This is a genomic window from Pseudophaeobacter sp., assembly GCF_048267565.1.
In the GTDB taxonomy this organism is placed as follows: domain Bacteria; phylum Pseudomonadota; class Alphaproteobacteria; order Rhodobacterales; family Rhodobacteraceae; genus Pseudophaeobacter; species Pseudophaeobacter profundi.
The window spans coordinates 20813-46231 of sequence record NZ_JBLWXG010000002.1 but is presented as its reverse complement, the minus strand read 5'-3'; the positions used below and the strand labels follow the sequence as shown (position 1 = coordinate 46231).

Below are 25419 nucleotides of genomic sequence, written 5' to 3'. Positions count from 1 at the left end.
TTTCTGTGTTCTGCCTGGTCTGGCCTTACTCGCCGTAGGGCACCCAGATGTTTTTCACCTCGGTGGATTGCTGCAGCACGGTGCGGCTGTGGTCCTGACTCCAGTCAATGGCCCCCTGGGGGACCCAGGTTCGTTTCAGGTTCAGCGCCGAGGCCTGCTCAATCGTGCTGTCCAGATCTGCCGAGGCAAAGCTCCAGACCGCATCGACATTCATATGCGCAGCCAGTGGTTCGGCCAGCGCTTCGGCATCGCCGGTCAGGATATTGACCACCCCTGCCGGGACATCGGATGTTTCCAGCACCTGAAAGAAATCGGTTGCAGCCAGCGGGAACGGGGTTGAAGCGGCCAGCACCACCCGGTTGCCCATGGCCAGCGCCGGCGCCATCAGCGACACCAGCCCCAGCAGCGGTGCCTCATCCGGGCAGAGCGCGCCGATCACGCCAACCGGTTCTTTCATCGCCAGGGCCACGGCGCGCATTGGCACGCCATGCACCTGACCATCATACTTGTCAGCCCAGGCGGCGGCGATGAACAGGCGATCAACCGCGGTTTCGACCTCTTTCGCGCCGGTTTTCTTGCCTGTCATTGCATCAATGCGATGGGCAAATTCGGCGGCGCGGGCGGACAGGTTTTCGCCGACATAGTACAGGATCTGCGCCCGAAGATGGCCAGTGGTCCTGGACCAGGCCTTGGCAGAGGCTGCGGCCTCCACAGCGTTGCGGATGTCTTTGCGCCCGGCCTGTCCCACATGGCCGATCAGCTTGCCATTGGGGGCGTAGATGGCTTTGGAATAACCGCTGTCGGGACGGGCCTGTTTGCCGCCGATATACATCTTGGCGGTGCGGTCCACCGGATCGGTGCTGCCGCCTGGCTGTTTGCCTGCAAAGGCGGCAAGGGATTTGCGCGCCTTGGGTTTGTCCCTGGGGCGGGTATAGGCGCTCAGGCCTTCCCAGCCGCCTTCCCGGCCAAAGCCGCTTTCGCGGACCCCGCCAAAGCCGGCGGCGGCGTCAAACATATTGGTGCCATTGATCCAGACCACCCCGGCGACCAGCTTGGGGGCAAGATCCAGCGCCAGGTTTATGTTTTCGCTCCAGACGGTGGCGGCAAGCCCATAGCGGCTGTTATTGGCCAGTTCTACGGCCTCGGCTGGGGTGCGAAAGGTGCAAGAAACCAGGACCGGGCCAAAGATTTCTTCCTGCATCAGCGGATCCGATGGCGCGAGTCCCTGGATCAGCGTTGGTGGGAAAAAGCAGCCCTCGCTTGGCAGGGGCAGGGCAGGTTGATAGGTTTCGCCGGCCTGATTGGCCGTGACCAGTGCGCTGATGGTTTGCAGTTGCACCGGGTCAACCACGGCGCCGATGTCGATGGATTTATCCAGCGGGCTGCCCAGGCGCAGCTTGTCCATGCGCGCCTTGAGCCGGGTGTAGAACTGATCGGCAATGCCTTCCTGCACCAAGAGGCGCGATCCGGCACAGCAGACCTGGCCCTGATTGAACCAGATGGCATCCACCAACCCTTCGACCGCAGAGTCCAGATCAGCATCGTCAAACACGATATAGGGGGATTTGCCGCCCAGTTCGAGCGTCAGTGCCTTGCCAGAGCCGGCAGTGGCTTCGCGGATGCGCCGCCCAACCGAAGTCGACCCGGTAAAGGCGATCTTGTCCACATCAGCAGCCACGATCATTTCGCCCACGGCGCCATCGCCGGTGACAATGTTGACCACGCCTTTGGGCAGCCCGGCTTGCTGGCAGATATCGGCAAACAGCAGCGCGGTAAGCGAGGTATATTCCGCCGGTTTCAGCACCACGGTATTCCCCATGGCCAGCGCCGGCGCGACCTTCCAGGCCAGCATCAACAGCGGGAAATTCCAGGGGATGATCTGGCCACAGACCCCAAGTGCCTGGGCTCCCGGCAGCTCAGCCTCCATCAGTTGGGCCATGCCCGCGTGATAGTAGAAATGGCGCTGCGCCAGGGGAATGTCGATATCGCGGCTTTCGCGGATCGGCTTGCCGTTGTCCATGGTTTCCAGCACCGCAAACAGGCGCGCGTGTTTCTGCAAAAGCCGGGCAATGGCATAGAGAAACCGCGCCCGTCCCGGCCCGCCAAGTTTTTCCCAACCGGGCTGGGCATTGCGCGCCGCAGCGGTGGCGGCATCGACATCGGCCTGGCTCGCCTGGCTGAGGGTCGCCAGAACCTCGCCCGTTGCGGGGTTGCGGCTGTTGAAGCCATCGCCGGGCGCGGTAAAGCTGCCATTGATGAAATGGCCAAAGCGGTCGCCTTGGTCAACCAGCCAGGCCAGAGCCTCGGCGGCGCTTTCGGGGGCAGGGCCATAATCCATGGTCTCAAAAATCTCTTTGATGCTCATTGTATCGGTTCCTTTGCCGTGCAGCCCTGGGGGTTCAGCACCCGTTGGGTGGAGGCAGGATGGCGCAGCAGTGCAGCTGCGGGACGAAGGGGGCGCGGCACCAGATTGCCGCCGCAGTTGGGGCAGGTCCCTTTGAGGATGTTGTCGGCGCAATCGGCGCAGAAGGTGCATTCAAAGGTGCAGATCCGGGCCTCTGGGCTGCGCGGTGGCAGATCGCGATCGCAACATTCACAATTTGGTCTCAACTGCAGCATCTGATCAGGCCAGCGCATGGCGGTAGCTGGCCGAATAGGCCCCGGTGACATGATGTTCCAATTGGCGCTCGATGTCATTCAACAGCGATGACGCGCCAAAGCGGAACAGATCCGGCTGAAGCCAGTGATTTCCAAGTTCTTCCTTGATCAGGGACAGATAGACCAGCGCGTCTTTTGCCTTGGAGATACCGCCGGCCGGCTTGTAGCCAACCCGGAAACCGGTGCGGTGGTAATAGTCGCGGATGGCGCGGATCATCACCAGGCTGACGGGTAGGGTGGCGTTGACGCTTTCCTTGCCGGTTGAGGTCTTGATGAAATCGGCCCCCGCCATCATGCAGATCAATGAGGCCCGCGCCACGTTGCGCAGCGATCCCAGCTCTCCGGTGGCCAGGATCGCCTTTACATGGGCCTCACCGCAGGCCATGCGAAAGGCCTGCATTTCATCATAAAGCGCCTGCCAGTTACCCGACAGCACGTGACGGCGCGAAATCACGATGTCGATTTCACGGGCACCTGCCTTGACGCTTTCGGTGATCTCGGCAAGGCGCAGGTGAAAGGGCGACAGCCCGGCGGGAAACCCGGTGGACACTGCGGCGACGGGAATGTTGGTGCCCTCCAGCGCGGTCACTGCGGCCGGGATCATGTCATGGTAGACACAGATCGCGCCGGTGGTGATCGGCCCCATGTTCAGGGCCTGCAACAGATCGGGACGCAGCGGTTGACGGGCCTTGGCACAAAGACGGCGCACCCGGTCGTCGGTGTCATCCCCGGACAGGGTGGTCAGGTCGATGCAGGTGATCGCTTTCAGCAACCAGGCAGCCTGATAGTCCTTTTTCACGCTGCGCCGTGCGGGCAACGTGGCGCAGCGGCGTTCAATTGCAGATGTATTGGCCTGCACGCTGGCGACCCAATCAAGGTCAAGCGCCATACCGGGGTTGCGCGGTTCCTGGGCCAGGGCCAGCGGGGTCGTGTGTTCCAAGGTTTGGCTTTCCATTCCGGGGATCCTCAACAGAGTTCCGCGCAAAAGTCGCACGGGTGCGGCATCTTGGCAAGCAAGCCGGGGCTGGGCTGTTGGTATTTTACTCTATTGGACAAGATCGACATGTTTTTTTGCGAATAAGTCGCAATTGCGTTGACTAGGTTGAGAATCATTCGCATATTCACTTCAAATCTATCTAGAGGAGGCGTGAGCCTGTGCGTTTGAGAAATGTTGCCCTGTTGGGCCTGATGATGCTTCTTGCTCTGCCATTGGTGGCGGGCCGGGCCCAGGCGGACGCGCCACTGAAAGTTGTGGCGACAACCGGTATGATTGCCGATGCAGCGCGCCAGATTGGCGGTGCCGAGGTGGAGGTCAAAGCGCTGATGGGGCCGGGGGTTGATCCCCATGCCTATCGCCAGACCCGTAGCGATATCGTGGCCATGACCCGCGCCGATCTGGTGCTTTGGCATGGGCTGTATCTTGAGGCCCAGATGCAGGAATTCTTTCACGATCTGACCCGCAAGCGCCCGGTGGTGGCGGTGGCCGAGGGGCTGCCCAAGGATCTGCTGCGCAGCCACGACGACTATGCTGACAAATATGACCCGCATGTCTGGATGTCTCCGGCCCTGTGGAAGCTGGTGGTGGAAGAGGTGCGCGCGGCCTTGACAACAGCCCGTCCACAATCGGCCGAGCTGTTTGCCGCCAATGCCCAGGCGCATCTGGCTGAACTGGATCGCCTGATCGCCTATGGCACCGAAGCACTGGCCAAGGTGCCGGAAAACAATCGTGTCTTGCTGACGGCCCATGACGCCTTTGGCTATTTTGGCCGTGACTACGGGTATGAGGTTCTGGGCATTCAGGGCATTTCGACCCAGTCAGAGGCCGGGCTGAACCGTATTGGCGAACTGGTCGATCTGCTGGTTGCCCGCGATATCAAGGCGGTCTTTGTCGAAAGCTCGGTTTCGGACCGCTCTATGCGTGCGCTGATCGAAGGCGCGGCGGCCCAGGGTCATACGGTGAGCATCGGAGGCGAGCTGTTCTCGGATGCGATGGGGGCAGATGGCAGCTATGAAGGCACCTATCTGGGAATGCTCGATCACAATATCACCACCATCGCCACTGCCTTGGGGGCCGAAATCCCGGCGCGCGGTATGGATAGCAAACTGTCGGCGGGGCTGTAATATGTCATTGGATGCAGCAAATAGCCTAATTGAAAACCGCGTGGTTGCCGGGCTGGACCAGGATGCCAAAATCGCCCAAAGCCCACTGGCCGTGCGTGGTCTCACCGTCAGCTATGGTGAAAAGCCAGCGGTGTTTTCCGTTGATATGACGGTAGAGCCAGGGCAGATGACCGCCATCATTGGCCCCAATGGGGCGGGGAAATCCACCCTGCTGAAAGCCGCACTTGGCATTGTTGCGCCGATTTCGGGCCGAGTGACGATCTTTGGCCGACCGTTGGCCGAACAGCGTGCCCGTATCGCCTATGTACCGCAGCGCGCCAGCGTGGACTGGGATTTCCCGACACGGGTGATTGATGTGGTTCTGATGGGGCTCTATCGTGAACTGGGCCTGTTGGGCTGGATCAAGGGCAATCATCGAGCCAAGGCGCTGGACTGTCTGTCCCGTGTTGGCATGGCGGATTTTGCGACCCGCCAGATTGGTCAGCTGTCCGGCGGTCAGCAACAGCGGGTGTTCCTGGCGCGCGCCCTGGCGCAGGGCGCTGATCTTTACCTGTTGGATGAACCCTTTGCTGGGGTCGATGCAGCAACGGAAAAGGCCATTATTTCTGTGCTGAAATCCCTGCGGGCGGCTGGCAAGACCGTGGTTGTGGTACATCACGACCTGGCCACGGTGGCGGAATATTTTGACAATGTCTTCTTGATCAATACCCGCCGCGTCGCCGAAGGCCCGGTTGCTGAGGCCTTCAGCGAAGAAAGCTTGCAGGTGGCCTATGGCGGCCGTCTGGCAGCGACGCAGATTGACCAGCTGGCGCGGGGCTAGAGGAACAGATCATGCTACTGGACGCACTTACCCTGCAGCTTGGCTATAATGCCACGTTGGTGGCCATCGGGGCGGCCCTCTTGGGGACGGCAGCCGGGATCACCGGCACCTTCTTGTTTCTGCGCAAACGGGCGCTGGTTTCCGACGCGGTGAGCCATGCCACCCTGCCTGGGGTCTGCATAGCCTTTTTGCTGATGGCCCTGGCAGGCGGCGATGGACGCAATCTGGCGGGGCTGTTGTTGGGGTCCGCCGTTTCTGCCGGTATCGGCCTTTGGTGCATGAACTGGCTGACCCGCAATACCCGCCTGGCGGAAGATGCGGCCATTGGCGCCGTGCTGTCGGTGTTTTTTGGTTTTGGCATTGTTCTGCTGACCGTGATCCAGACGCTGGGGGTGGGCCGACAGGCCGGGCTGGAAGGGTTCCTGCTCGGCTCTACCGCCGGGATGCTTTACAGCGACGCGCTGGTGATCGCTGCGGGTGGGGCGGTGACGCTGCTCTTGGTGCTGCTGACCCGTCGGCCTATGACATTGGTGGCTTTTGACCCGGAATATGCCGCGGCACGTGGCCTGCCGGTAGACCGGATCGACCTGCTGATGATGGGGCTGGTCATGGCGGTGACCGTTGTCGGGCTAAAGATTGTCGGGCTGATCCTGATCGTCGCGCTGTTGATCATCCCTGCCGTCACCGCGCGGTTCTGGTCCGAGCGATCCGATCGCGTGGTGCTGCTGGCTGGGCTGTTTGGCGGTATTGCGGCCTATATCGGCGCGGCGCTTTCTGCCTCGGCCCCGAATTTGCCAACTGGCCCGATCATCGTTTTGGTAAGCTTTGCACTCTTTGCGCTCTCGCTGTTGTTGGCGCCTAACCGCGGCGTACTGGCGGCGATGCTGCGCCATATGCGGTTCCAGCGGCGCGTGCACCTGCGCCAGGGCCTGCTGGCGCTGGCCCAGGGGCAGGCCATTTATGAGAGCCTGACCCTGCGGTTGCTGCGCCGGGCTGGCCTGCTGCGGGCGGATGGGGTTGCCACCGCCAAGGGCCAGGCCCGCGCCGCCAAGGCGCTGCGCGACGAAAGGCGTTGGGAAGTGGTGCGCGGTGACGTCACGCAAGAGGCCGCAGCGGCGCTCTATGATGGGCTGCGCGATATTGAAACGGTGCTGACCGTGGATCAAATCCAAGAAATCGACCGTCGAATTGACGGTCCGCGTGAGGTGCTGTCATGAGCGGCGAAGAATTTGTCCCCCTGTCCCTGACACCGATGCTGATTGGCGTGTTTGCCGCTGTGGCCTGCGCGTTGCCGGGGAATTTCCTGTTGCTGCGCCGTCAGGCCCTGATCGGCGATGCCATCAGCCATGTGGTGCTGCCTGGCATCGTGGTGGCCTTTCTGCTGACGGGCATGATCGCTGCCTGGCCGATGATGCTGGGCGCGGCGGGTGCGGCGTTGGTTGCGGTGGTGCTGATCGAAGCCATTCGCCGTCTGGGCCGGATTGAACCGGGCGCTGCCATGGGGGTTGTCTTTACCACCATGTTTGCCTTTGGGGTTTTGTTGCTGGAACAGAGCGATACCTCGGCGGTGCATCTGGATGTGGAACATGCGCTTTATGGCAATCTGGAAAGCCTGATTTGGCTGGATGCCACGGGCTGGAGGTCGCTGCTGGATCCGCAGGCGCTGCGCTATCTGCCGGTAGAGCTGCCCCGCATGGCCCTGACGCTGGTGGGTGTCTGCCTGTTCATCGCACTGTTCTGGCGGGCGCTGAAGATTTCCACCTTTGATGAGGGCTTTGCCCGTACCATGGGCATTCGCACCAATCTGCTGGGCCTGGGCCTGGTGATCACCGCAGCCGTTGCGGCGGTTGCGGCCTTTGATGCGGTGGGGTCCATCATTGTCATTGCCATGTTCATTTGCCCGGCGGCCTCGGCGCGGATGATGACCAATCGGCTGGAAGCCCAGATCGGCTGGAGCGTGGGATTTGCGGTGCTGGCGGCGGTGCTCGGCTATGTTCTTGCGGGCTATGGCCCGCTGTGGTTGGGCGGGCAGGACGCGGTCAGCGCCGCCGGAATGATCGCCACAGTTTCGGGGGGCGTCCTTGCCGTGACCGCCAAATGCGGCCCCTGCCGCAGCCGCGCAGGTGCCCCGGCCGGGGTGTGAATAGTGCCGCAGGCAGGGGAAAAATCCCCGCAGCCTGCGGTATGCAATTTTGTTCCCCTCTTGTTCGGAATTTACAACACAAGCGGTGGCAGAATCGCGTGAAGCTGCTAAATTTAGCGGTATGAGCACGCAGAACCCCCATATCAGCGATCCCCAGCGCCCCACCATTCGCCAGCTGGATGACAGCGCCATCAACCGTATTGCCGCCGGCGAGGTGGTGGAACGTCCTGCCTCGGCAGTGAAGGAACTGGTTGAAAACGCCATTGATGCAGGGGCGCGGCGGATCACCATAGATATTGCCGATGGCGGCAAGACCCTGATCCGGGTAACGGATGATGGCTGCGGCATGACGCCCGAGGATCTGCCGCTGGCGCTGTCGCGCCATGCCACCTCAAAAATCGACGGATCAGACCTGCTCAATATCCACACCTTTGGCTTTCGCGGCGAGGCGCTGCCCAGTTTGGGCGCGGTGGGGCGACTTACCATCACCAGCCGGGCGGCAGGGCATGAGGCAGCACAGATCAAGGTTTCTGGCGGCAAGATGGAACCGGTGCGCCCGGCGGCTCTGCGCGCGGGCACCATCGTCGAGCTGAGCGATCTGTTTTATGCCACGCCGGCCCGGCTGAAGTTCATGCGCACGGATCGCGCCGAATCCCAGGCCATTGGCGATGTGATTAAGCGGCTGGCCATGGCGGAACCTTCGGTGGGGTTCACCCTGCGCGATGTCTCGGGCGGCGGCGAGGGCCGGGTGACCTTTCGCGCTGACCCACTGACTGGCGATCTGTTTGATGCGCTGCACGGGCGGCTGGCCTCGGTGCTGGGGCGCGAATTTGGCGAAAACGCGCTGCGTGTCGATGCCAGCCGCGATGGCATTCGCCTGTTTGGCTATGCGGCGCTGCCGACCTATTCACGCGGCGCGGCGGTGGCGCAGTTTCTGTTTGTGAACAGCCGACCGGTGAAGGACAAGATGCTAACGGGCGCGTTGCGGGGGGCCTATTTTGATTTTCTCAGCCGGGATCGCCACCCGGCGGCGGCCCTGTTCATTGATTGCGATCCGACCTTGGTGGATGTGAACGTCCATCCCGCAAAATCCGAGGTTCGATTTCGCGACCCCGGTCTGGCGCGCGGGTTGATCGTATCCGCCCTGCGGCATGCCCTGGCAGAGGCGGGGCATCGGGCTTCGACCACTGTGGCCGGTGCGACCCTTGGGGCGATGCGCCCCGAAGCGCCAACCGCCACGGGTGCCCCGCGGGTGTATAAGATGGACCGGCCTTCCATGGGGGCGCGCAGTGCGTCCTATGCGGGGCAGAGCCCAGGTTTCAGCCCTGCATTTACCGCGCCGCCACCCGCCGCCCAGGGCTTTGCCGAGCTGCAGGGCGATTACAGCGGTCGCGTGACCGAGGAGGCCCCGGGGCCGATGTTGGATGCGCCCGAGGGCAGCGCGCCCGGGGCCGAGCATCTGCCGTTGGGGGCGGCACGCGGGCAGGTGCACGAAAACTACATAATCGCTCAGACCGAGGACGGTATGGTCATTGTCGATCAGCACGCGGCCCATGAACGGCTGGTCTATGAAAAGCTGAAGAAACAGATGGCGCAAAACGGCGTCGCGGCGCAGGCGCTGCTGATCCCGGAAATTGTCGAACTTGGAAGCAATGACTGTGCCCGCATCTTGGCCCATGCCGAGGCGCTGCAACAGTTCGGCCTGACCATCGAAGCCTTTGGCGGATCTGCCCTTGCGGTGCGCGAAACCCCGGCCATCCTGGGCGAGGTCAATGCCGAGGCCATGGTCAAGGATATCCTGGATGAGCTGGACGACCAGGGCGAAAGCCAACTGGTGCAGGCGCGTCTGGAGGCCATCCTGAGCCGGGTTGCCTGCCACGGCTCTATCCGGTCGGGGCGGCGGATGCGCGGCGAGGAAATGAACGCCTTGTTGCGAGAGATGGAGGCCACGCCGCATTCCGGCCAGTGCAATCACGGTCGCCCCACCTATGTCGAGCTGAAGTTGGCCGATATCGAACGGCTGTTTGGGCGCAGTTGATGGAGGGCATGGAGCAGGCCGTTCAGGCGATGAATGAAGTCGGGCTTCTGATTTTGCTGGGACTTGGCTTTGCCACGGTGTTGCTGCTGTTGTTGCTGCTGTCGCTGCGCAGTTCCGCGCGAGCGGCGCGGGCTGTTGCCCCGCTGGCGCAGCATATGAACCAGCTGGGCCAATCGGTGCAGCAGCTGCGCGGCGGGGTGCAGCATGTGTCCGACAGCCAGGCCACCGCGCAGCTGCAGATGGTACAAACCGTTGAGACGCGCCTGAATGATGTGCAGCAGCATATGAACGACCGGCTGGCTGAAAATGCACTGCGGCAGGCCCAGGCCATGGCTGAAATGCAGGAACGTATGCAAGAAAGCCTGCATGGCAGCAGCAAGCGCACCGTGACCTCGCTGACCCAGTTGCAGGAACGGCTGGCGGCGATCGACAGGGCACAGGACAATATCACCAAACTGTCAGGCGATGTGCTGTCGCTGCAGGATATCCTGTCAAACAAGCAGACCCGCGGCGCCTTTGGGGAAATCCAGCTGAATGACATCGTGTCCAAGGCGCTGCCGGCGGGCAGCTACACCATGCAGGCGACCCTAAGCAACGGCAAACGCGCCGATTGCCTGGTGCATCTGCCCAACCCGCCGGGCCCGATCGTGATCGATTCCAAATTCCCGCTGGAACCCTATGAAGCGCTGCACCGCGCCGAGAGCCGCGATGAAAAAGCCTATGCCATCCGGCAGATGAAGGCGGCGTTGCGGGCGCATATCACGGCGATTTCGCAGAAATATATCATCGAGGGCGAAACCGCCGAGGGGGCGCTGATGTTTCTGCCCTCAGAGGCCGTTTATGCCGAACTGCACGCAAATTTCTCTGGGGTGGTGCGCGAGGGATTTGCCGCGCGGGTCTGGATTGTATCCCCCACGACCTGCATGGCGACGCTGAACACCATGCGCGCCATTCTAAAGGATGCCCGCATGCGCGAACAGGCGGGGGCCATCCGTGCCGAACTGGGGCATCTGCACCGGGATGTCGAACGGCTGGGGGATCGCGTCGGCAATCTGGATCGCCATTTTGGCCAGGCGGCCAAGGATATTGCCGAGATCAAGATCAGCGCCGAGAAGGCCGGGCGGCGGGCACAGCGGCTGGACAATTTTGATTTTGAAGAGATCCCGGCAGAGCCGACAATCAATGTTGTACCGCTGGGGGCAAAAGAGACGTGACGCACGAGACACTTGATGGCGCTCTGCTGCGCAAAGCCGAGGTGGAAGTCGAACGGCTGGTTGCCCTGCTGCGGATCGGCGTGGCCTTCTGTCTGCTGTTTGCCTTTGTTTTTGCTGTCAAAGGAGATGCAGGCTACACGCAGCCCTATCTGCGGATGCAGTGGATTTTGGCCTTCTGCACCCTGATTTCCTATTTCCTGCTGGGCGCAGTGGCGTTCTGGCTGGCGAGTTCCGGGCGGTTTCGCAGTTGGATGGTCTGGCCGGCCGTCACGCTGGACTGTGCCTTCATGCTGGTGAACACCTGGGCCGGGTTGATCAATACCGGTCTGCCCGGAGAGCTGACCTTTCTGCTCCCCCCGACTTGGCTGGTGCCGGTGATTCTGGCTTTTTCAGTGCTGCGCTTTAATCCCTATCTGCAGACCTATTGCGTCACCTTGACGGTTGCCGGGCTTGCCTACCTGACCCTGTGGCAACCCGAGGCGATTACCCCCTATGTGACCAACCGGGTGAAAGATCTTGTCATGCTGCCACCAAATGTGGTGCGGATCACCATGATCGCCTTGGGGGGCGTTGTGCTGATTGCGGTGGCCTACCGGACGCGCAAGCTGCTGCACAGTTCCATCATAGATGCACAGGCCCGTGCCAACCTGACCCGCTATCTGCCCGCGCAGTTGGCGGATCGGCTGGCCGACGGCGGGCTGAGCGAGCTGCGCCGTGGCAAGCAGCATGAGATGGCGGTGATGTTTGTGGATATTCGCGGCTTCACCCGTTGGTCAGAAGGGCGTGCTCCGGAAGAGGTTGGCGCCTATATCAGCGAGTTTCGCAGGCGGGTGCATCTGGCGGTTGGCAATCACGGTGGGATGATTGACAAGTTTATCGGCGACGCGGCGATGATCTTGTTTGATGGCGAAAATGCCGGTCGCGAAGCGCTGAATTGCGTTGAGGCCTTGCTCCGAGAGCTTGGGGACTGGGGCGCTGAGCGACGCGCCAGTGGCCAAAATGAAGTGCGGGTCGGAATTGGCCTCCACCTTGGGGATGTTTTTTCGGGTGTTGTCGGTTCTGCCGAGCGTTTGGAGTATTCCGTTTTTGGCGATACAGTGAATACGGCAGCGCGACTGGAAGAGCTGACCAAAACTGCGGGCGTTGGTGTTATTGCCTCGGCTGCGGTGCTTGAGGCTGCTGCAGCAGAGCCCGCGCGCGAGGGATGGATTGCCCTGCCTGCGGTGCATCTGCGCGGGCGCAGCAAGGGGCTCGAAATCTTCGGACAGGAGCCTGTGAGCCCAGACGCAGATTGATGGGGCAAGGTGCTTTACTTGCCTCAGATCAAAGACCCTTATCCTGCGCTCCTGTTTGATGGGGTAAGCGGCGAACAGAAGGAGGTAGGCGATGCTGGAAATTTCAACACGCAAGGTGGCACAGGTGGCACTGATGGCGCGGGAACTGGGGCGCGCAGAAGGTGAACTGCGGGCTTTTATTGAGCGACTTGGCGAGGATGAGCAGGCCGAGCTGACTGCGATCATGTGGATTGGCCGAGGGAGTTTTGAAGCCGAAGAGCTAGAAGAGGCCATCGAGACGGCACGGACCGAAGCCACCACCCCGACAGTGGAATACCTGATTGGCACCCCCCATTTGGCGGACAATCTGGAAGCGGGTCTGGACGCGCTGGGGATTGCGGTGGTCGACGTCGAAGGCGATGTTATCGGCCGTTAAAACATGGCGCGCATTGCAGGCTGAAATCGTGGTGATCGGGCAAGAAAAAGGGCCCGCTTGTGCGGGCCCAAGGTATTCGCATGGCCATCGCCGCTATCAGGCGAGGCGGTTTTTGACTTCAAGATGTTGCGCCAGCTGGGCGATCTTTCCCATCCAGTCCTCGACCAGGGCGGGATCGCTGGGGGCGGCGTGAACGCCGGGGGCGATTTTTCCATTTATCACGGCCTCGATGGCATAGGAGACCGGGAAGGACACGAGACGCGCCATGGCGGTGCCGCGATCATCGCCCCAGGCATCCATCACATAGGTCTTGTGCCAGACTGTCTTGCCCGCCTGTTCGGCCTTGAGTTCGACACACATCACCACCCGGTCAGGTTCGCCTTCGTCATAGGCGTTTTCATCCCAGAACTGATCCGACATTTCCTTGAGCCGGGCATCGCCTGCCGCGCCTTCCAGGGTTTCGACTTCCTTGAAGACATCTGCCCAGGCTGTGCTCCAGCCGTTCAGGCGCAGGGTGCCGCGCACGAACTCCTTGATCTGCCAATCAGTGCCAAAGTGGTACTGGCCAACAAAGGGCAGCGAGTCGCGGTTGGGGTAGACTTCGAAGCTTTCGGCTTCGGGCAGGGGGGCGTGGTAGGTCGAGATTGCATCCCAGGGGCGCGCGACCTCCAGTTCCTTGAAATCGCGGATGGATTTGGACGGTGAACGCAGCGCTTTCAACACGCCCAGGGGCGACCAGCTGAACTTATAGCGGAAGGGGTTGGGGATCTTGGGGATCCCGCCGCAATAGGACAGAAAGCTGATCTCATTGCTGGCGTCAAAGGCGGCCGAGGCCTTGTAATCACCCACCAGCGCATGGGCCATCAGATGGTCGATGCCCGGGTCAAGGCCGACCTCGTTGACCAAGGCAACGCCGGCCGCGCGGGCCTTGTCATCCAGGGCGCGCATCTCGGGGGCGATATAGGACGACGAAACAAAATGCGCCTGCTTGGAAATCGCCAGTTCGGCCAGCTGTACATGGAAATCGGCGGGCAGCATCGAAATGACAACATCTGCCGGGCTGAGCAATGCGCCCAGGGCGTCGATGTCAAAGGCATGGATATTGGAGGTGAGGTCGCCCACAGCTTCGCGGGCTTTGTCGGTTGTCCGGTTCCAAACGGCGACATCGTGGCCCGCTTCCAGCAGGCGACGCAGACCGGGAATGGCCGAAAGGCCGGTGCCACACCAGTGAATAGTCATGTGAGTTCTCCGTTATTTATAGCGCAGTTTGGCCAGAACGATGCTGACCACAATCAGAATGGCGCAGAAATTGGCAATGATGATCGGCCAGTCCCCTACCATGATTCCGTAGCAGAACCACAGGCCCACTGTGAGCAAAAACATAAGGTTGGCAGATAGAGACAGGCCAGAGGTATCGCGGCTTGCCCAGGCTTTCCAGGCCTGCGGTAGCCAGCAGACAGTGCCCATCAGCGCCGCAGTATATCCAAGGTATAGCTCCATCAGGCGGGTACGAATTCGCGGAAGGTTGCTTCCGCTCGGCCCCAGACACCGGCCTTCAGATCGTCCAGCGTCAGCAGCGAGGGCAGCAGTTGGGCTGCATAGTCCTGCGAGCTTTCAACCGGCAGCATCGAGGGCAGATTGTCGATCGCCATCACATCCATCACCGGATCAGTGGCCACCCGCAGCGCCGGGGCGTCCCAGCTGGTGGCCTGGCTGTAAACGGGGACCGGGTTGTAATCGCTGTCGGGGTCGCAGGCGACATCGCCAATCGCGCTGAGCTTGCGATCCGCTGTCAGGGCCTCTTGCGGTACAAAGACCGGGGTGCCGGGGCGGGCAAAGATACAGTTGAGAAACAGATCATGTTGCAGGATCTCGGGGAAGGGTCCGCCGCTTGCGGTTTCTGCCATGTCCCATTTGGTGACTGTGATGCCCATCGCCTCGCAAAGATCAGCCGCGCCGGTGCCAACGCGGCCCATGGCGCCGATGACAATTGCAGAGGGCACATCCGCCTGCACCGCTTTCAGCTCGGCGCTCAATTCCGCCAGCAGCGCATCCTTGCCGGGATAGACGCCGACGGGACCGCAGATCTCGCCGCGCTTCTGGGCGCACCAGGTTTTCAGCGTCACCGCAGCACCGGCATAGCCCGCCCAGTATCCAAAAGCAGCCACCCGGCGACCGGCTTCATCCACCAGATATTCCAGATCATACAGCGTGCCACCGCCCGCCGCAAAACGGTCCAGCAGGGCCTTGCCGGAATGTTGGCCCTTGAAGGCGTGACCAAACATGATGTGGCGATGCGGTAGCGGGGTGCCGTCCTCGGGCAGTTCTTTCAGGCCAAAGATGATTGCATCCGCCGGGGCGGTGGGCCAGGAATTTTCAGCCGCGATGGCGCAGCCTGCATCACGATAGCCCTGCAGCGGAATGGCACGAACGGAGCTTTCTTCGATCGTGACCTTGATGCCTGCGTCTAGCAGCGCCTTGGCGCCTTCCGGGGTTAGCCCAGTGCGGTCTTCATTGGGGCGCTGTTCAGCCCGAACCCAGAGATGTGTCATTGCGTGTCCTTTACAGCATTCCCTTGGCCTGCACCGCGCGCACCGAGGCGCGCTGTTGCATGGCCGACATGAAGGATTGGATTTTGGCGAAGTTTGTCAGATCTACACCGTCGCCTGCAAGCCAGGTGCAGACCACATAGAGATAGCAGTCTGCAAGGCTGACTGTGTCGCCCAGCACAAAGGGACCACGCAGGCCAAACTGGCAGATATAGGCACAAGAGGCTGCCATGGTTTCGGGCACCTTGGCCTGCATGTCCTTGTAGCTGGAGGTCTTGCTGGCCCAGCGGCTGCCGCGCATTTTGTGAGCGTGGTTCACATGCATGGTAGAGGCAATGTAATACATCACCTCGCGCATGCGGGCGGCCAGCAACGGGTCACTAGGGCGCAGGTTTGCCTGGGGGGCCAGATCGGCAATATAATCCAGCAGCGCCCCGGTTTCGGTCAGGATGCCGCCCTCAACAGCCAGCGCGGGTACGCGGGCCTTTGGGTTGATCTGGGCATAGCCTGGGGTCTGCTGTTCTTTGCTGGCAAAGTCGACCTTGATCGCCTCATACTCAAGCCCGGCTTCTTCCAGGGCGATGGCGACGGCGATCGAGATGGTGCCGGGGGCGTAGTAAAGCTGCATGTCTGATCTCCTGGCAGGGTCTTGGTTGGGGCAGGCGTGGGGCTACAGGTGGGTCTGGGCGTATTGACGTTCAGTGCTATCCAGATGCGGCACCGCGTTGAACAAGACGGGGCTGAGATGGCCGCCGATGGGAAACAGTCGGTGCATAGAGGTATTCATGATTGCCAGCGCAACGCGGGCCATGCCGTTGGTATCCAGCCCCATGGCCTGACGCATCGCCATCGAGATGAAGCCCCCCGAGGTCACCACCAGTGCCGGGCCGTCGCCCTCGGCAATGTCGCTCAGCACCTGCTGGGTGCGCTGTTCAAAGGCCTGCCAACTTTCGGGCGGGGCGTCGATTTTATTGGCGGCCCAGGCTTGGAACACCTTTGGCAGATGCTCGATAAAGCCCTCGCGTTCCTGCGGGATCGGCAGGTCAAATTGCTGCTCCATCGCCTGGGCCATGGTGAAATATTCCATCTCGTTGAGGCGGGGATCCTGGATCACCTCTTGGCAGCCCATCGCGGTGGCGGTTTCGATATGTCGGGTCAGGGTGCCGCAATATATCCTTGGATGATGAGAGCCCGTTTCGGCAAGGTGGTCGCCCAGCCAGGCCGCTTGCTGGTGACCCAGCGCGCTCAGCCGGTCATAGCTTGCCTCATCGCGGGCCTCGGTATTGGCCTGCCCGTGGCGGATCAGGGTGATATGTGTCATGCAGCGCGTTCCAATTCTGTTCCTGAATTTCATATTGGAGCAGGCTCCGACATGGAAGAGAGGGTTTGGCACGGGCGAAATTTTTTGGAAGCGTGATAATTCTCAGGGGTCGGCGGGCCCGAATTTACAGAAAAATGTTCGATTTAGTAATAATGTCGCATCCAAGGGTAAATGGCTTTTCTCCGGCTCTTGGACATTGCACTGTGACAATGCCCATGAAAGTGAAAGGGGCAGCGCAGAATGCGCGACGACCGGCGCTGTTCCGGAAACAGTTCAAGATAGAGAGAATCCTATGAGCCTGAATTGCGACCGCTTTCTTGATGATCTGCACCGCCTGCGGTCTTTTGGTGCCTCTGGTCAGGGAAAAGGCGTTGTGCGCCCAGCCTATAGTGCTGTGGATATTGCGGCCCGGCGCTGGTTGGCCGGACGGATGGAAGAGGCCGGGCTAACGGTTCACCTGGACCCTATTGGCAATTGCTTTGGGCTGGCCGGCGAAAAATCCCTGCTGATTGGATCGCATAGCGATAGCCAACCGGAAGGCGGCTGGCTGGATGGTGCCCTGGGTGTGGTGGCTGGGCTGGAAATCGCCCGGGCGGCCAAGGAGGCGGGCGGGCCGCCAATTTCAGTCGTGAACTTCCAGGATGAAGAGGGGCGCTTTGGCATTCTGACCGGGTCCGATGTCTGGACCGGAAACGTGTCTCTGGCAGAGGCAGACCAGTTGACCGATACCGGCGGGGTGGTGCTGAGCACGGCCCGCGCCCGCATGTCTGGGCGCGCCAAGGATTTTCTGCCCTATGACATGTTCACCGGCTTTATCGAGATGCATATCGAACAGGGGCCTGGCATGGATGTCTCGGGCGATCAGGTTGGCGTGGTCAGCGACATTGTCGGCATCCGCGAGCTGCGTATCGTGATCAATGGGCGGCAGAACCATGCCGGGACCACGCCAATGGCGCTGCGCCAGGATGCCTTTCAGGCACTGTGCGATTTCAACCAGCGGATCAACCAGCGCTTTGCCGAGGTGGCCACATCGACAACGGTCTGGACCCTTGGTCATGCGGAACTCAGCCCCAATGCCTCTTCGGTGGTGCCGGGCACTGTGCGTTTTGCGCTGCAGTGGCGCGACGGTGACCCGGCGCTGCTGTTGGCGCTGGAAGAAATCATGCGCGCGGTAGCAGCAGAGATCGCCCAGGAGCGCGGCGTCACCGTAGAGCTGGGCACGGTGGGCGGCATTGAGCCGGCCGCCATGGATCCGCATCTGAAGGCAGCGCTGCGTCAGGCGGCCGAGGCCCAGGCACCCGGAAAATGGCGCGATCTGCCCTCGGGTGCCCTGCATGATGCGGCCAATATGGCGCGGGTGATGCCGACGGCGATGTTGTTTGTGCCCTCGATCGGCGGCATCAGCCACGCCTTTGACGAAGACACCAAAGAGGAAGATCTGGTTAAGGGGTTGGAGGTTTTGCACCAGGCGGCGCTGTCGCTGTAGCGCGGTCCAGACGGATCCGGGTTGGCCGTGGCACGGGAATCAGCTGCGGGCGTAGCCGCGTTTCAACATTCTATTGCGGTGCCTGTCTGCAGCCAGAGAGGCCTCGCGCAGGTTGTCATAGTTGTTGATGGCGCATTGGCCATTGCTGCCGGCAAAGCCCCATTCCCTGAGCACCGAGACTTCTGAAAACAGGTTCAACGCCAATTCGATCCGGTAAAACCGGGACCGACGGTTTTGGGTTTGAGTATAGAGCAGACAGGTGGCCATACACCGATTCTATACCAGAGCGAATCGCGCGAGCAAGAGGGGGCAGGCAGTATCTTTTCCCCCGGCATCTGCCCCCGGTTTGCTGGGGTCAGGCCCAGGTGACATCACCAAGAAAAATATAGCCCGCGCCATATATTGTCTTGATAAGACGGGGGTTTTTTGGATCTTCACGCAGTTTTGTGCGCAGTCGGGACACCCGAACATCCATGGCCCGGTCAAAACTGTCCCCAGCACCGCCGCCCAGGCTTTCTTGCATCTGAGCGCGTGAAATCAGCCGTTTGGGACTATCAAGAAACAGCCGCAGCACCTCGCCTTCGGCATGGGAAAACGGTACCTCGGTGCCGGCGTCATCCTCTAGCATGTAGCGGTCGAAATGCGCGGTCCAGCCGGCAAATCTGGCGGTATTGCCGCTGGTCGGTTGGCTGCGCGGGCCAGAGCGTAGGCGGGCGCGAATGCGGGCCACCACTTCTGTGGGGTCAAAGGGTTTGGTGATATAGTCATCGGCCCCCAGTTCCAGCCCGGTGACGCGATCCTGCACCTGTGCCCGGCCTGAGATGATGATCACCGCCGCCCCCTGTTCCAGCGCCAGCCGATGCACCAGCGTCAGCCCGTCCACATCGGGCAGCGACAGATCCACCAGGCAAACATCCGGCGTCACCCGCTTCAGCGAGGCTTCAAATTCGCGGGCACGGGAAAAACTCTGAGTGCGAAACCCCGCCTCTTGCAGGCAGTCGGTAAGGATCTGCCGGATCTCGGGCTCATCATCCAGGATCGTGACAAGAGGCGCGGTCATGCTGGGGTCTCCGGGGTGATAAGGGCGGACAGTTGCTGTGTGGTAAAGGGTTTTTGCAGCACGGGTCCAGTCTTTAGCGCGATACGGAACTGCGGATCACTGGGCAGCAGCGAGGTCATCAACACAATTGGCAGACCGGTGCCCTTCAGGCGTTGCGCCAGATCAATGCCGGTGGCCTCGCCCTCTAGTTTGACGTCCGACAGGACCAGCGTGATATCGGGCAGGTCTGCTGCCAGGGCGCAGGCTTCGTCGACGCTGGTGGCTTCGATCACCGAATAGCCAAGATCAATCAGCATGTCACGAAAGGTAGAGCGTAGCTCTTCGTTGTCTTCAACCAAGAGCGCCAGGCCGCCCCGGCAATCCGGGGCAAGCCGGTAGGGCAGGCGCAGGGTGACATTGGCGCCTGACACGGTATTGCCAACGCGCATATCGCCGCCGGCGGATTTGGCCATATCATATACCATTGGCAGCCCCAGCCCCGATCCTTCGCTGCCTTTTGTAGTGAAAAACGGGTTGAGCGCCTCTTTCAGCGCCGTGTTAGAAAAGCCGGGACCGGTATCGGTGACGCTGATTTCAAGCCAGATCTGGCCAATGCTATGGGCGCTGACGGTAATCTGGCCGTTGACGCCGCAGGCATCGCGGGCGTTCAGAATCAGGTTCAACAACGCATCCTGCAGCTTCCCTGCGTCCAGCAGGAAGAGCACATCAGGGGTATTGTCCAGCACGCTCAACCCCATGCCCTGGGGCAACGACGGGGTGGCGAGGATTTTCAGTTCAGCCAAGAGCGCGTGCATGTTGGTCGCCTGAGGGCGCAGGCTGCGCTGGCCTGTCATCTCTGCAATCCGGTTCAGCAGTCGCCCGCCGCGCCGCGCCGCCGCAAGCGTACCGCGCACCATCTCTTGTCCCTGGGGGGGCAGGTCCATTTTACCCAGCTTGCCCTGCATCCCCAGAATGATGGTCAGGAGGTTGGAAAAGTCATGCGCCAGACCTGACGTCATCTGCGCCGCCATTTCGCGGCGCCGCGCCTGTTGCAGGGCAACGCGGGCCTGGGTTTCCTCGGTGACATCCATCGACAGGATATAGACGCCGCCGCTTTGATCCGGGGTAAAGGCCACCCGGATGCGGCGGCTGTCATGGGCTTCGGTGAATTCAAACACCGGGCTGCCGCCTTGATAGGCCGCGCGCAGGTGCGGTTCGATCTTGGCAAAGGCCTGGTCCCCCAGCGCATCCGAGATGTGCATTTCCAAAATATCAGAGGGTCGGCTTGGAAACACCGAGCTTAGCCGCCGGTTGGTATAGGTGTAGTAGCCATCGGCATCGACATGGGCGATATGGGCGGGCATCATTTCGGTGGTCAGCCGGGTGCGCCCCTCTATTTCCGTCAATTGCCGCTTGGCCTCTTCCAGCGCGTTATTGGTAGCTGCCAGCTCTCGGTTGGTTGCTGAAAGTTCTTCGGTATGGGCGATAAGCCGGTCTGACATTTCTTCGGATCGGGCGCGCAGCAGCTGTTCGACCCGTTTGGCGCGGCTGATATCGGTGTAGACCGCCACCCAGCCGCCCTGCGGAAGGGGCGCCCCCTCGATCGAGATGACCTGCCCGTTGGCGCGGGTGCGTTCCAGGTAGTGTGGTTCAAAATCAAGGGCTTGATTTACGCGTACTGCCACAAGTTCTTCAATGTCATCCACCGGACCATATTCACCGCTGGAGGCGATATGGCGAATGGTATCTTCGAACCGGGCGCCGGGGGTGACCAGGGCGTCGGGCAGGTTGAACATCTCTTGAAAGCGGCTGTTGCACACCGCCAGGCGCAACTCGCTGTCATATATCGAAATCGCCTGGGCAATCAGGTTCAGCCCGGCGCTGGTCATTGCGGCGTAGGTCTTGTCTGCTCGGTTCATGGCACTCTCCCGTACCTTGGCTATCATTGCAGGCGGCATTGGCAAAGGGGGGCGGCAAAACGGGGCGCGGCAAAGGCTGAAATCCGGGCCCGTCTTTGGCCTGTTACAATTCGTAAGGTTTGTGAAAACTTCACGAAAAACTTGACCCGCTAGCATGAGCCAGTCCCAAACTGGGAATAGAATCGTGTGACAGCGATCGCCGGCCGGGGGAGGCCGGAATGGGAGGAGAAAGACATTGGCTCAGATGCAGTCAGGCGCTGCGGGGAAACTCTCCCTGCCGGCGCTGCTTGAACGCAACGTTTCGGAATTCGGTGATAAACCGGCCTACCGGGAAAAAGAATTTGGCATTTGGCAGTGCTGGACCTGGGCGGAAACCGCCAAGGAGATCGAGGCCCTGGCGCTGGGTTTGATCAATCTTGGCGTCAATGAGGGTGATTTCATCGCCATCATCGGTGGCAATCGCCCCTATCTGTACTGGTCCATGGTGGCGGCGCAGTCCGTCGGTGCCATTCCGGTGCCGCTGTATCAGGACGCCAATGCAGAAGAGATGGCCTATGTGCTGGATCACTGCGGTGCCCGCTTTGTGATTGCGGCTGATCAGGAACAGGTCGACAAGGTGATCGAGGTGCAGGACCAGTTGCACCAGTTTGAACACCTTATCTATCTTGATCCACGCGGCCTGCGCAAATACGATCACAGCACCCTGCATGAATATGCCCATGTGCAGGATCAGGGCCGTGCCGCCCATGATGAATGGATCAACGAACTGAAGGCGCGCCGCGCCGCGCTGACCTATGACAGCACCTGCGTGATGCTTTATACGTCGGGCACCACCGGCAAGCCCAAGGGCGTGGTGCTGTCCAATCGCAATATCATCGAAAGCGCAAAGAACGCTTGCGAATTTGACAAGCTGAAACAGAGCGACGAGATCCTCGCCTATCTGCCGATGGCCTGGGTCGGCGATTTCATTTTCTCAATTGGTCAGGCCTATTGGTCAGGCTTCTGCGTCAACTGCCCGGAAAGCCCGGAGACCATGATGACCGATCTGCGCGAGATCGGCCCCAGCTATTACTTTGCGCCACCGCGGGTGTTTGAAACCCAGCTGACCAATGTGATGATCCGCATGGAAGACGCGGGCAATTTCAAGCGCAAGATGTTCCACTACTTTATGGACCATGCCAAACGGGTTGGCCCCAGCATTCTGGATGGCAAGCCTGTCGGATTGATGGACCGGTTGAAATATGCGCTGGGCAACGTGATGGTCTATGGCCCGCTGAAAGATACGCTGGGCTTTGGCAATGTGCGCGTCGGCTATACGGCGGGCGAGGCAATCGGCCCCGAGATTTTTGAATTCTACCGCTCGCTGGGGATCAACCTCAAACAGCTGTATGGTCAGACCGAAGCCACCGTTTTCATCACCGTGCAGCCCGATGGCGAAGTGCGCGCCGATACGGTTGGGGTGCCGGCACCGGATGTGGAGATCCGTATCGCTGACAATGGCGAAATCTTCTACCGCTCACCCGGGACCTTTGTGGAATACTACAAAAACCCCGAAAGCACAGCTGACACCAAAGACCCAGAAGGCTGGGTTGCCACCGGGGATGCGGGCTTTTTTGAAGAAGAAACCGGCCATCTGCGCATCATCGACCGGGCCAAGGATGTGGGTAAGATGGCTGATGGCGGCATGTTCGCCCCCAAGTTTGTCGAGAACAAGCTGAAGTTCTATCCCGATATTCTGGAGGCGGTTCTCTTTGGCAATGGCAAGGACCGCTGCGTTGCCTTTATCAATATCGACCTTTCGGCGGTGGGCAACTGGGCAGAGCGCAACAATATTGCCTATGCCTCTTATCAGGAACTGGCAGGCCACCCCAAGGTGCTGGCCTCTATTCAGGAACATGTCGCCGAGGTGAACAAATCGGTTGCCGCAGATCCGATGTTGTCGGGCTGTCAGGTGCATCGCTTTGTGGTGCTGCATAAGGAACTGGATGCGGATGACGGGGAGATGACCCGGACCCGCAAGGTGCGCCGCCGTATCGTCGAAGAGAAGTTCGACGATATCATTACCGCGCTTTATGACGGATCAAGCGAGATCTCGACCACCACCGAAGTCACTTATGAAGATGGCCGCAAGGGCGCGATCAGCGCAACGCTTACGATCATGGATGCCACGCTTGCCCCGACGGCGCAGCACAGGGTGGCGGCAGAATGATCCGCTTGCATTCCCCCCGGCACATTGCCCGTTTCGAACCCTTTGACCGGGTCTTAGACCAGGTCGGGACGGCGTTCGGGATGGAAGGCGGTATGCACCACCTGGCGGATCATGAAGGCTGCGCTGAAATCGCCGGTGCGCGACTTTATGGCGGCGCAGCTTTCAGATTGAGACAGGCCGTCGCGTCGACACTCAAGCGCCATCTTCAACAGGCAGGTGTGCTCGAACTCGCTAAACATTGCAGGGAACTCCTTGCTACTTATCTTTCTCAACTGTCCCCTAAAATGGTTAACAATTTGGGTTGGCAGATCACTGGAGGCGTCGCACATGCTTGACCAATCCGATAGCTATGTCACTGAAGACGGTCGCACCATTGGCGGCGTGGTGATGGAAATGAAAAACATCACCCTGCGCTTTGGCGGTGTGGTGGCGATCAAGGATATTTCGTTTGATATCCGCCAAGGCGAAATTCGTGCCATCATCGGCCCCAACGGGGCTGGTAAGTCCTCGATGCTGAACGTGATCTCTGGCTTTTATGTGCCGCAAGAGGGCACGGTTGAATTTCATGGCAAGCCACGCCCGCAGATGCGCCCCTATGAGGTGGCGCAGCAGGGTATCGCGCGTACCTTCCAGAACATTGCCCTGTTTGAAGGCATGACCGTATTGGACAACGTGATGACCGGGCGGCTCAACTATATGAAAACGGGGCTGCTGCGGCAGGCCTTCTGGAAAGGCCAGGCCGAGCGCGAAGAAACCGCCAACCGTGAAGTGGTGGAGAAGGTCATCGACTTTCTTGAAATCCAGCACATCCGCAAAACCCCGGTGGCGCGTCTGCCCTATGGTTTGAAAAAGCGGGTCGAACTGGCCCGCGCCCTGGCGGCAGAGCCAAAGCTGTTGCTGCTGGATGAACCCATGGCGGGCATGAACGTCGAGGAAAAAGAGGACATGTCCCGCTTTATTCTGGATGTGAATGACGAATTCGGCACCACCATTGCCCTGATCGAACACGACATGGGTGTGGTCATGGATCTGTCCGACCGCGTGGTGGTGATGGATTACGGCAAAAAGATTGGCGACGGCACCCCGGATGAAGTGCGCAACAATCAGGATGTGATCGACGCCTATCTGGGGGTGGCACATGACTAGAGTTCTGACAGATATGAGGAGAGCGACTGATGTCTGACCAGTTTCTTTTTGCAACCGAAGTCTTCTTTAACGGGCTGATGGCCGGGGTGCTTTATGCGCTCGTGGCGCTGGGCTTTGTTCTGATCTACAAGGCCTCTGGCATTTTCAATTATGCCCAAGGTGTGATGGCCCTGTTTGCGGCGATGACCCTGGTGGGCATCATGGAAGGGCAGGTGCCCTTCAGCCATATCATCAACGCGATGTTTGGCACCGAGGTGCACCACTTTGGCTGGCATGTGCCGGCACTGCTGGCGATTGCACTGACGGTTGGGGTGATGGTGATCTTTGCCTGGCTGGTGCAACGTATCGTGATGCGCCATCTGGTGGGCCAGGAGCCGATCATCCTGTTCATGGCGACCATTGGTCTGGCCTATTTCCTTGAAGGGTTTTCTGACCTGATGTGGGGATCCGAGATCAAGAAACTGGACGTGGGCCTGCCGCAGGGTGGATCCTTCTGGATCGAAGATATGACAGCGGGCCTTGGTTCGGATAACTTCTACGGCTTCTTTATCGACCAGCTGGATATCGTGGCCACCGTGATTGCGGCGCTCTTGGTGGCGGGGCTGGTGCTGTTTGCCCAATATACCAAACAGGGCCGTGCCATGCGGGCTGTTGCGGATGATCACCAGGCGGCCCTGTCGGTTGGCATATCGTTGAACTTCATCTGGGTTCTGGTCTGGTCGGTTGCGGGGTTTGTCGCGCTGGTTGCCGGGATCGTCTGGGGAACCAAATCAGGCGTGCAGTTCTCGTTGTCGCTGATCGCGCTCAAGGCCTTGCCAGTGCTGATGCTGGGCGGCTTTACCTCGATCCCCGGTGCCATCGTGGGTGGCCTGATCATCGGCGTCGGCGAAAAGCTCTTTGAATTTGCCATTGGCCCCATGGTGGGCGGTGCCACCGAGAACTGGTTTGCCTATGTTCTGGCGCTGCTGTTCCTGGTCTTCCGTCCGCAGGGTCTGTTTGGCGAAAAGATTATCGAACGGGTCTGACCCAGATACCAATAACGCGCC

24 protein-coding genes are annotated in these 25419 nt (G+C 60.5%); 12 read left to right on the top strand and 12 right to left on the bottom strand.

Features of this window, described 5'->3' with window-relative positions:
* Window positions 1-25 precede the first annotated feature (25 nt).
* From ACN0VH_RS06640 to deoC, 3 genes are read right to left on the bottom strand one after another with little or no spacing between them, the layout of a single operon-like run.
* Complete coding sequence (locus ACN0VH_RS06640) at window positions 26-2365, bottom strand: aldehyde dehydrogenase family protein (RefSeq protein WP_417700057.1); 2340 nt, start codon at window positions 2363-2365, stop codon at window positions 26-28.
* Entirely contained in the window at window positions 2362-2619 is a 258-nt protein-coding gene (locus tag ACN0VH_RS06635) for a DUF1272 domain-containing protein (RefSeq protein WP_278922305.1), read from the bottom strand. The genes ACN0VH_RS06640 and ACN0VH_RS06635 overlap by 4 nt, the downstream gene beginning before the upstream one ends.
* 4 nt (window positions 2620-2623) lie before the next feature.
* Window positions 2624-3613: a deoxyribose-phosphate aldolase gene (gene deoC / locus ACN0VH_RS06630; protein WP_278922306.1), complete on the bottom strand. Its 990-nt coding sequence runs from the start codon at window positions 3611-3613 to the stop codon at window positions 2624-2626.
* A gap of 233 nt (window positions 3614-3846) precedes the next feature.
* Between deoC and ACN0VH_RS06625 the strand changes: the two genes are divergently transcribed.
* From ACN0VH_RS06625 to ACN0VH_RS06590, 8 genes are all read left to right on the top strand, one after another.
* Window positions 3847-4779 carry a metal ABC transporter solute-binding protein, Zn/Mn family gene (locus tag ACN0VH_RS06625; protein WP_417700328.1) on the top strand — a complete coding sequence of 311 codons (933 nt, stop codon included), beginning with the start codon at window positions 3847-3849 and terminating at the stop codon, window positions 4777-4779.
* Window position 4780: 1 nt separating this feature from the next.
* Window positions 4781-5599, top strand: coding sequence for a metal ABC transporter ATP-binding protein (locus tag ACN0VH_RS06620; protein WP_417700054.1), 819 nt, complete (start codon window positions 4781-4783; stop codon window positions 5597-5599).
* 11 nt (window positions 5600-5610) lie between these two features.
* Window positions 5611-6816 carry a metal ABC transporter permease gene (locus tag ACN0VH_RS06615; RefSeq protein WP_417700052.1) on the top strand — a complete coding sequence of 402 codons (1206 nt, stop codon included), beginning with the start codon at window positions 5611-5613 and terminating at the stop codon, window positions 6814-6816.
* Window positions 6813-7742, top strand: a complete 930-nt coding sequence (locus ACN0VH_RS06610) for a metal ABC transporter permease (RefSeq protein ID WP_417700049.1) — start codon at window positions 6813-6815, stop codon at window positions 7740-7742. Before ACN0VH_RS06615 ends, ACN0VH_RS06610 begins: the two co-directional genes overlap by 4 nt.
* A 121-nt stretch (window positions 7743-7863) precedes the next feature.
* Complete coding sequence (gene mutL, locus ACN0VH_RS06605; protein WP_417700047.1) at window positions 7864-9780, top strand: DNA mismatch repair endonuclease MutL; 1917 nt, start codon at window positions 7864-7866, stop codon at window positions 9778-9780.
* Entirely contained in the window at window positions 9780-10994 is a 1215-nt protein-coding gene (locus tag ACN0VH_RS06600) for a DNA recombination protein RmuC (protein WP_417700045.1), read from the top strand. The genes mutL and ACN0VH_RS06600 overlap by 1 nt, the downstream gene beginning before the upstream one ends.
* Window positions 10991-12289 carry an adenylate/guanylate cyclase domain-containing protein gene (locus ACN0VH_RS06595; protein ID WP_278922312.1) on the top strand — a complete coding sequence of 433 codons (1299 nt, stop codon included), beginning with the start codon at window positions 10991-10993 and terminating at the stop codon, window positions 12287-12289. Before ACN0VH_RS06600 ends, ACN0VH_RS06595 begins: the two co-directional genes overlap by 4 nt.
* Before the next feature lie 91 nt (window positions 12290-12380).
* Window positions 12381-12704 (top strand): DUF3775 domain-containing protein, encoded by a 324-nt coding sequence (locus tag ACN0VH_RS06590; RefSeq protein WP_278922313.1) that lies wholly within the window; start codon window positions 12381-12383, stop codon window positions 12702-12704.
* Window positions 12705-12800: 96 nt separating this feature from the next.
* Here ACN0VH_RS06590 and ACN0VH_RS06585 read toward each other — a convergent pair whose 3' ends face one another.
* The 5 genes from ACN0VH_RS06585 to ACN0VH_RS06565 are packed head-to-tail and all read right to left on the bottom strand — an operon-like array spanning window position 12801 to window position 16574.
* On the bottom strand, window positions 12801-13943 hold the full coding sequence (locus tag ACN0VH_RS06585) for a saccharopine dehydrogenase family protein (protein WP_417700042.1): 1143 nt from the start codon (window positions 13941-13943) through the stop codon (window positions 12801-12803).
* Between the two features lie 12 nt (window positions 13944-13955).
* Window positions 13956-14204: a SemiSWEET family sugar transporter gene (locus ACN0VH_RS06580; RefSeq protein WP_232401181.1), complete on the bottom strand. Its 249-nt coding sequence runs from the start codon at window positions 14202-14204 to the stop codon at window positions 13956-13958.
* Window positions 14204-15256 carry a saccharopine dehydrogenase gene (locus ACN0VH_RS06575; protein WP_417700040.1) on the bottom strand — a complete coding sequence of 351 codons (1053 nt, stop codon included), beginning with the start codon at window positions 15254-15256 and terminating at the stop codon, window positions 14204-14206. Before ACN0VH_RS06575 ends, ACN0VH_RS06580 begins: the two co-directional genes overlap by 1 nt.
* A gap of 10 nt (window positions 15257-15266) precedes the next feature.
* Window positions 15267-15881: a glutathione S-transferase family protein gene (locus ACN0VH_RS06570; protein WP_417700038.1), complete on the bottom strand. Its 615-nt coding sequence runs from the start codon at window positions 15879-15881 to the stop codon at window positions 15267-15269.
* 42 nt (window positions 15882-15923) lie between these two features.
* Window positions 15924-16574, bottom strand: a complete 651-nt coding sequence (locus tag ACN0VH_RS06565; protein ID WP_417700035.1) for a histidine phosphatase family protein — start codon at window positions 16572-16574, stop codon at window positions 15924-15926.
* 292 nt (window positions 16575-16866) lie between these two features.
* On the opposite strand from ACN0VH_RS06565, the gene ACN0VH_RS06560 reads away from it, so the two are divergent.
* Window positions 16867-18060 (top strand): hydantoinase/carbamoylase family amidase, encoded by a 1194-nt coding sequence (locus ACN0VH_RS06560; RefSeq protein WP_417700034.1) that lies wholly within the window; start codon window positions 16867-16869, stop codon window positions 18058-18060.
* Window positions 18061-18099: 39 nt separating this feature from the next.
* On the opposite strand, the gene ACN0VH_RS06555 is transcribed toward ACN0VH_RS06560, so the two are convergent.
* The 3 genes from ACN0VH_RS06555 to ACN0VH_RS06545 form a co-directional block, all read right to left on the bottom strand.
* Window positions 18100-18327, bottom strand: a complete 228-nt coding sequence (locus tag ACN0VH_RS06555) for a WGR domain-containing protein (RefSeq protein ID WP_278922319.1) — start codon at window positions 18325-18327, stop codon at window positions 18100-18102.
* 88 nt (window positions 18328-18415) lie between these two features.
* Entirely contained in the window at window positions 18416-19120 is a 705-nt protein-coding gene (locus ACN0VH_RS06550) for a response regulator transcription factor (protein WP_278922320.1), read from the bottom strand.
* Window positions 19117-21018 (bottom strand): hybrid sensor histidine kinase/response regulator, encoded by a 1902-nt coding sequence (locus tag ACN0VH_RS06545; protein ID WP_278922321.1) that lies wholly within the window; start codon window positions 21016-21018, stop codon window positions 19117-19119. Before ACN0VH_RS06545 ends, ACN0VH_RS06550 begins: the two co-directional genes overlap by 4 nt.
* A 244-nt stretch (window positions 21019-21262) precedes the next feature.
* Between ACN0VH_RS06545 and ACN0VH_RS06540 the strand changes: the two genes are divergently transcribed.
* Window positions 21263-23227 carry an AMP-binding protein gene (locus ACN0VH_RS06540; RefSeq protein WP_417700326.1) on the top strand — a complete coding sequence of 655 codons (1965 nt, stop codon included), beginning with the start codon at window positions 21263-21265 and terminating at the stop codon, window positions 23225-23227.
* Between the two features lie 53 nt (window positions 23228-23280).
* On the opposite strand, the gene ACN0VH_RS06535 is transcribed toward ACN0VH_RS06540, so the two are convergent.
* Window positions 23281-23466 (bottom strand): hypothetical protein, encoded by a 186-nt coding sequence (locus tag ACN0VH_RS06535; RefSeq protein WP_278922322.1) that lies wholly within the window; start codon window positions 23464-23466, stop codon window positions 23281-23283.
* An 88-nt stretch (window positions 23467-23554) separates the two neighbouring features.
* Here ACN0VH_RS06535 and ACN0VH_RS06530 point away from each other — a divergent pair, with 88 nt between their 5' ends.
* Both ACN0VH_RS06530 and ACN0VH_RS06525 read left to right on the top strand, forming a co-directional pair.
* On the top strand, window positions 23555-24373 hold the full coding sequence (locus ACN0VH_RS06530) for an ABC transporter ATP-binding protein (protein WP_278922323.1): 819 nt from the start codon (window positions 23555-23557) through the stop codon (window positions 24371-24373).
* Window positions 24374-24402: 29 nt separating this feature from the next.
* On the top strand, window positions 24403-25398 hold the full coding sequence (locus ACN0VH_RS06525; protein WP_278922324.1) for a branched-chain amino acid ABC transporter permease: 996 nt from the start codon (window positions 24403-24405) through the stop codon (window positions 25396-25398).
* Window positions 25399-25419 lie beyond the last annotated feature (21 nt).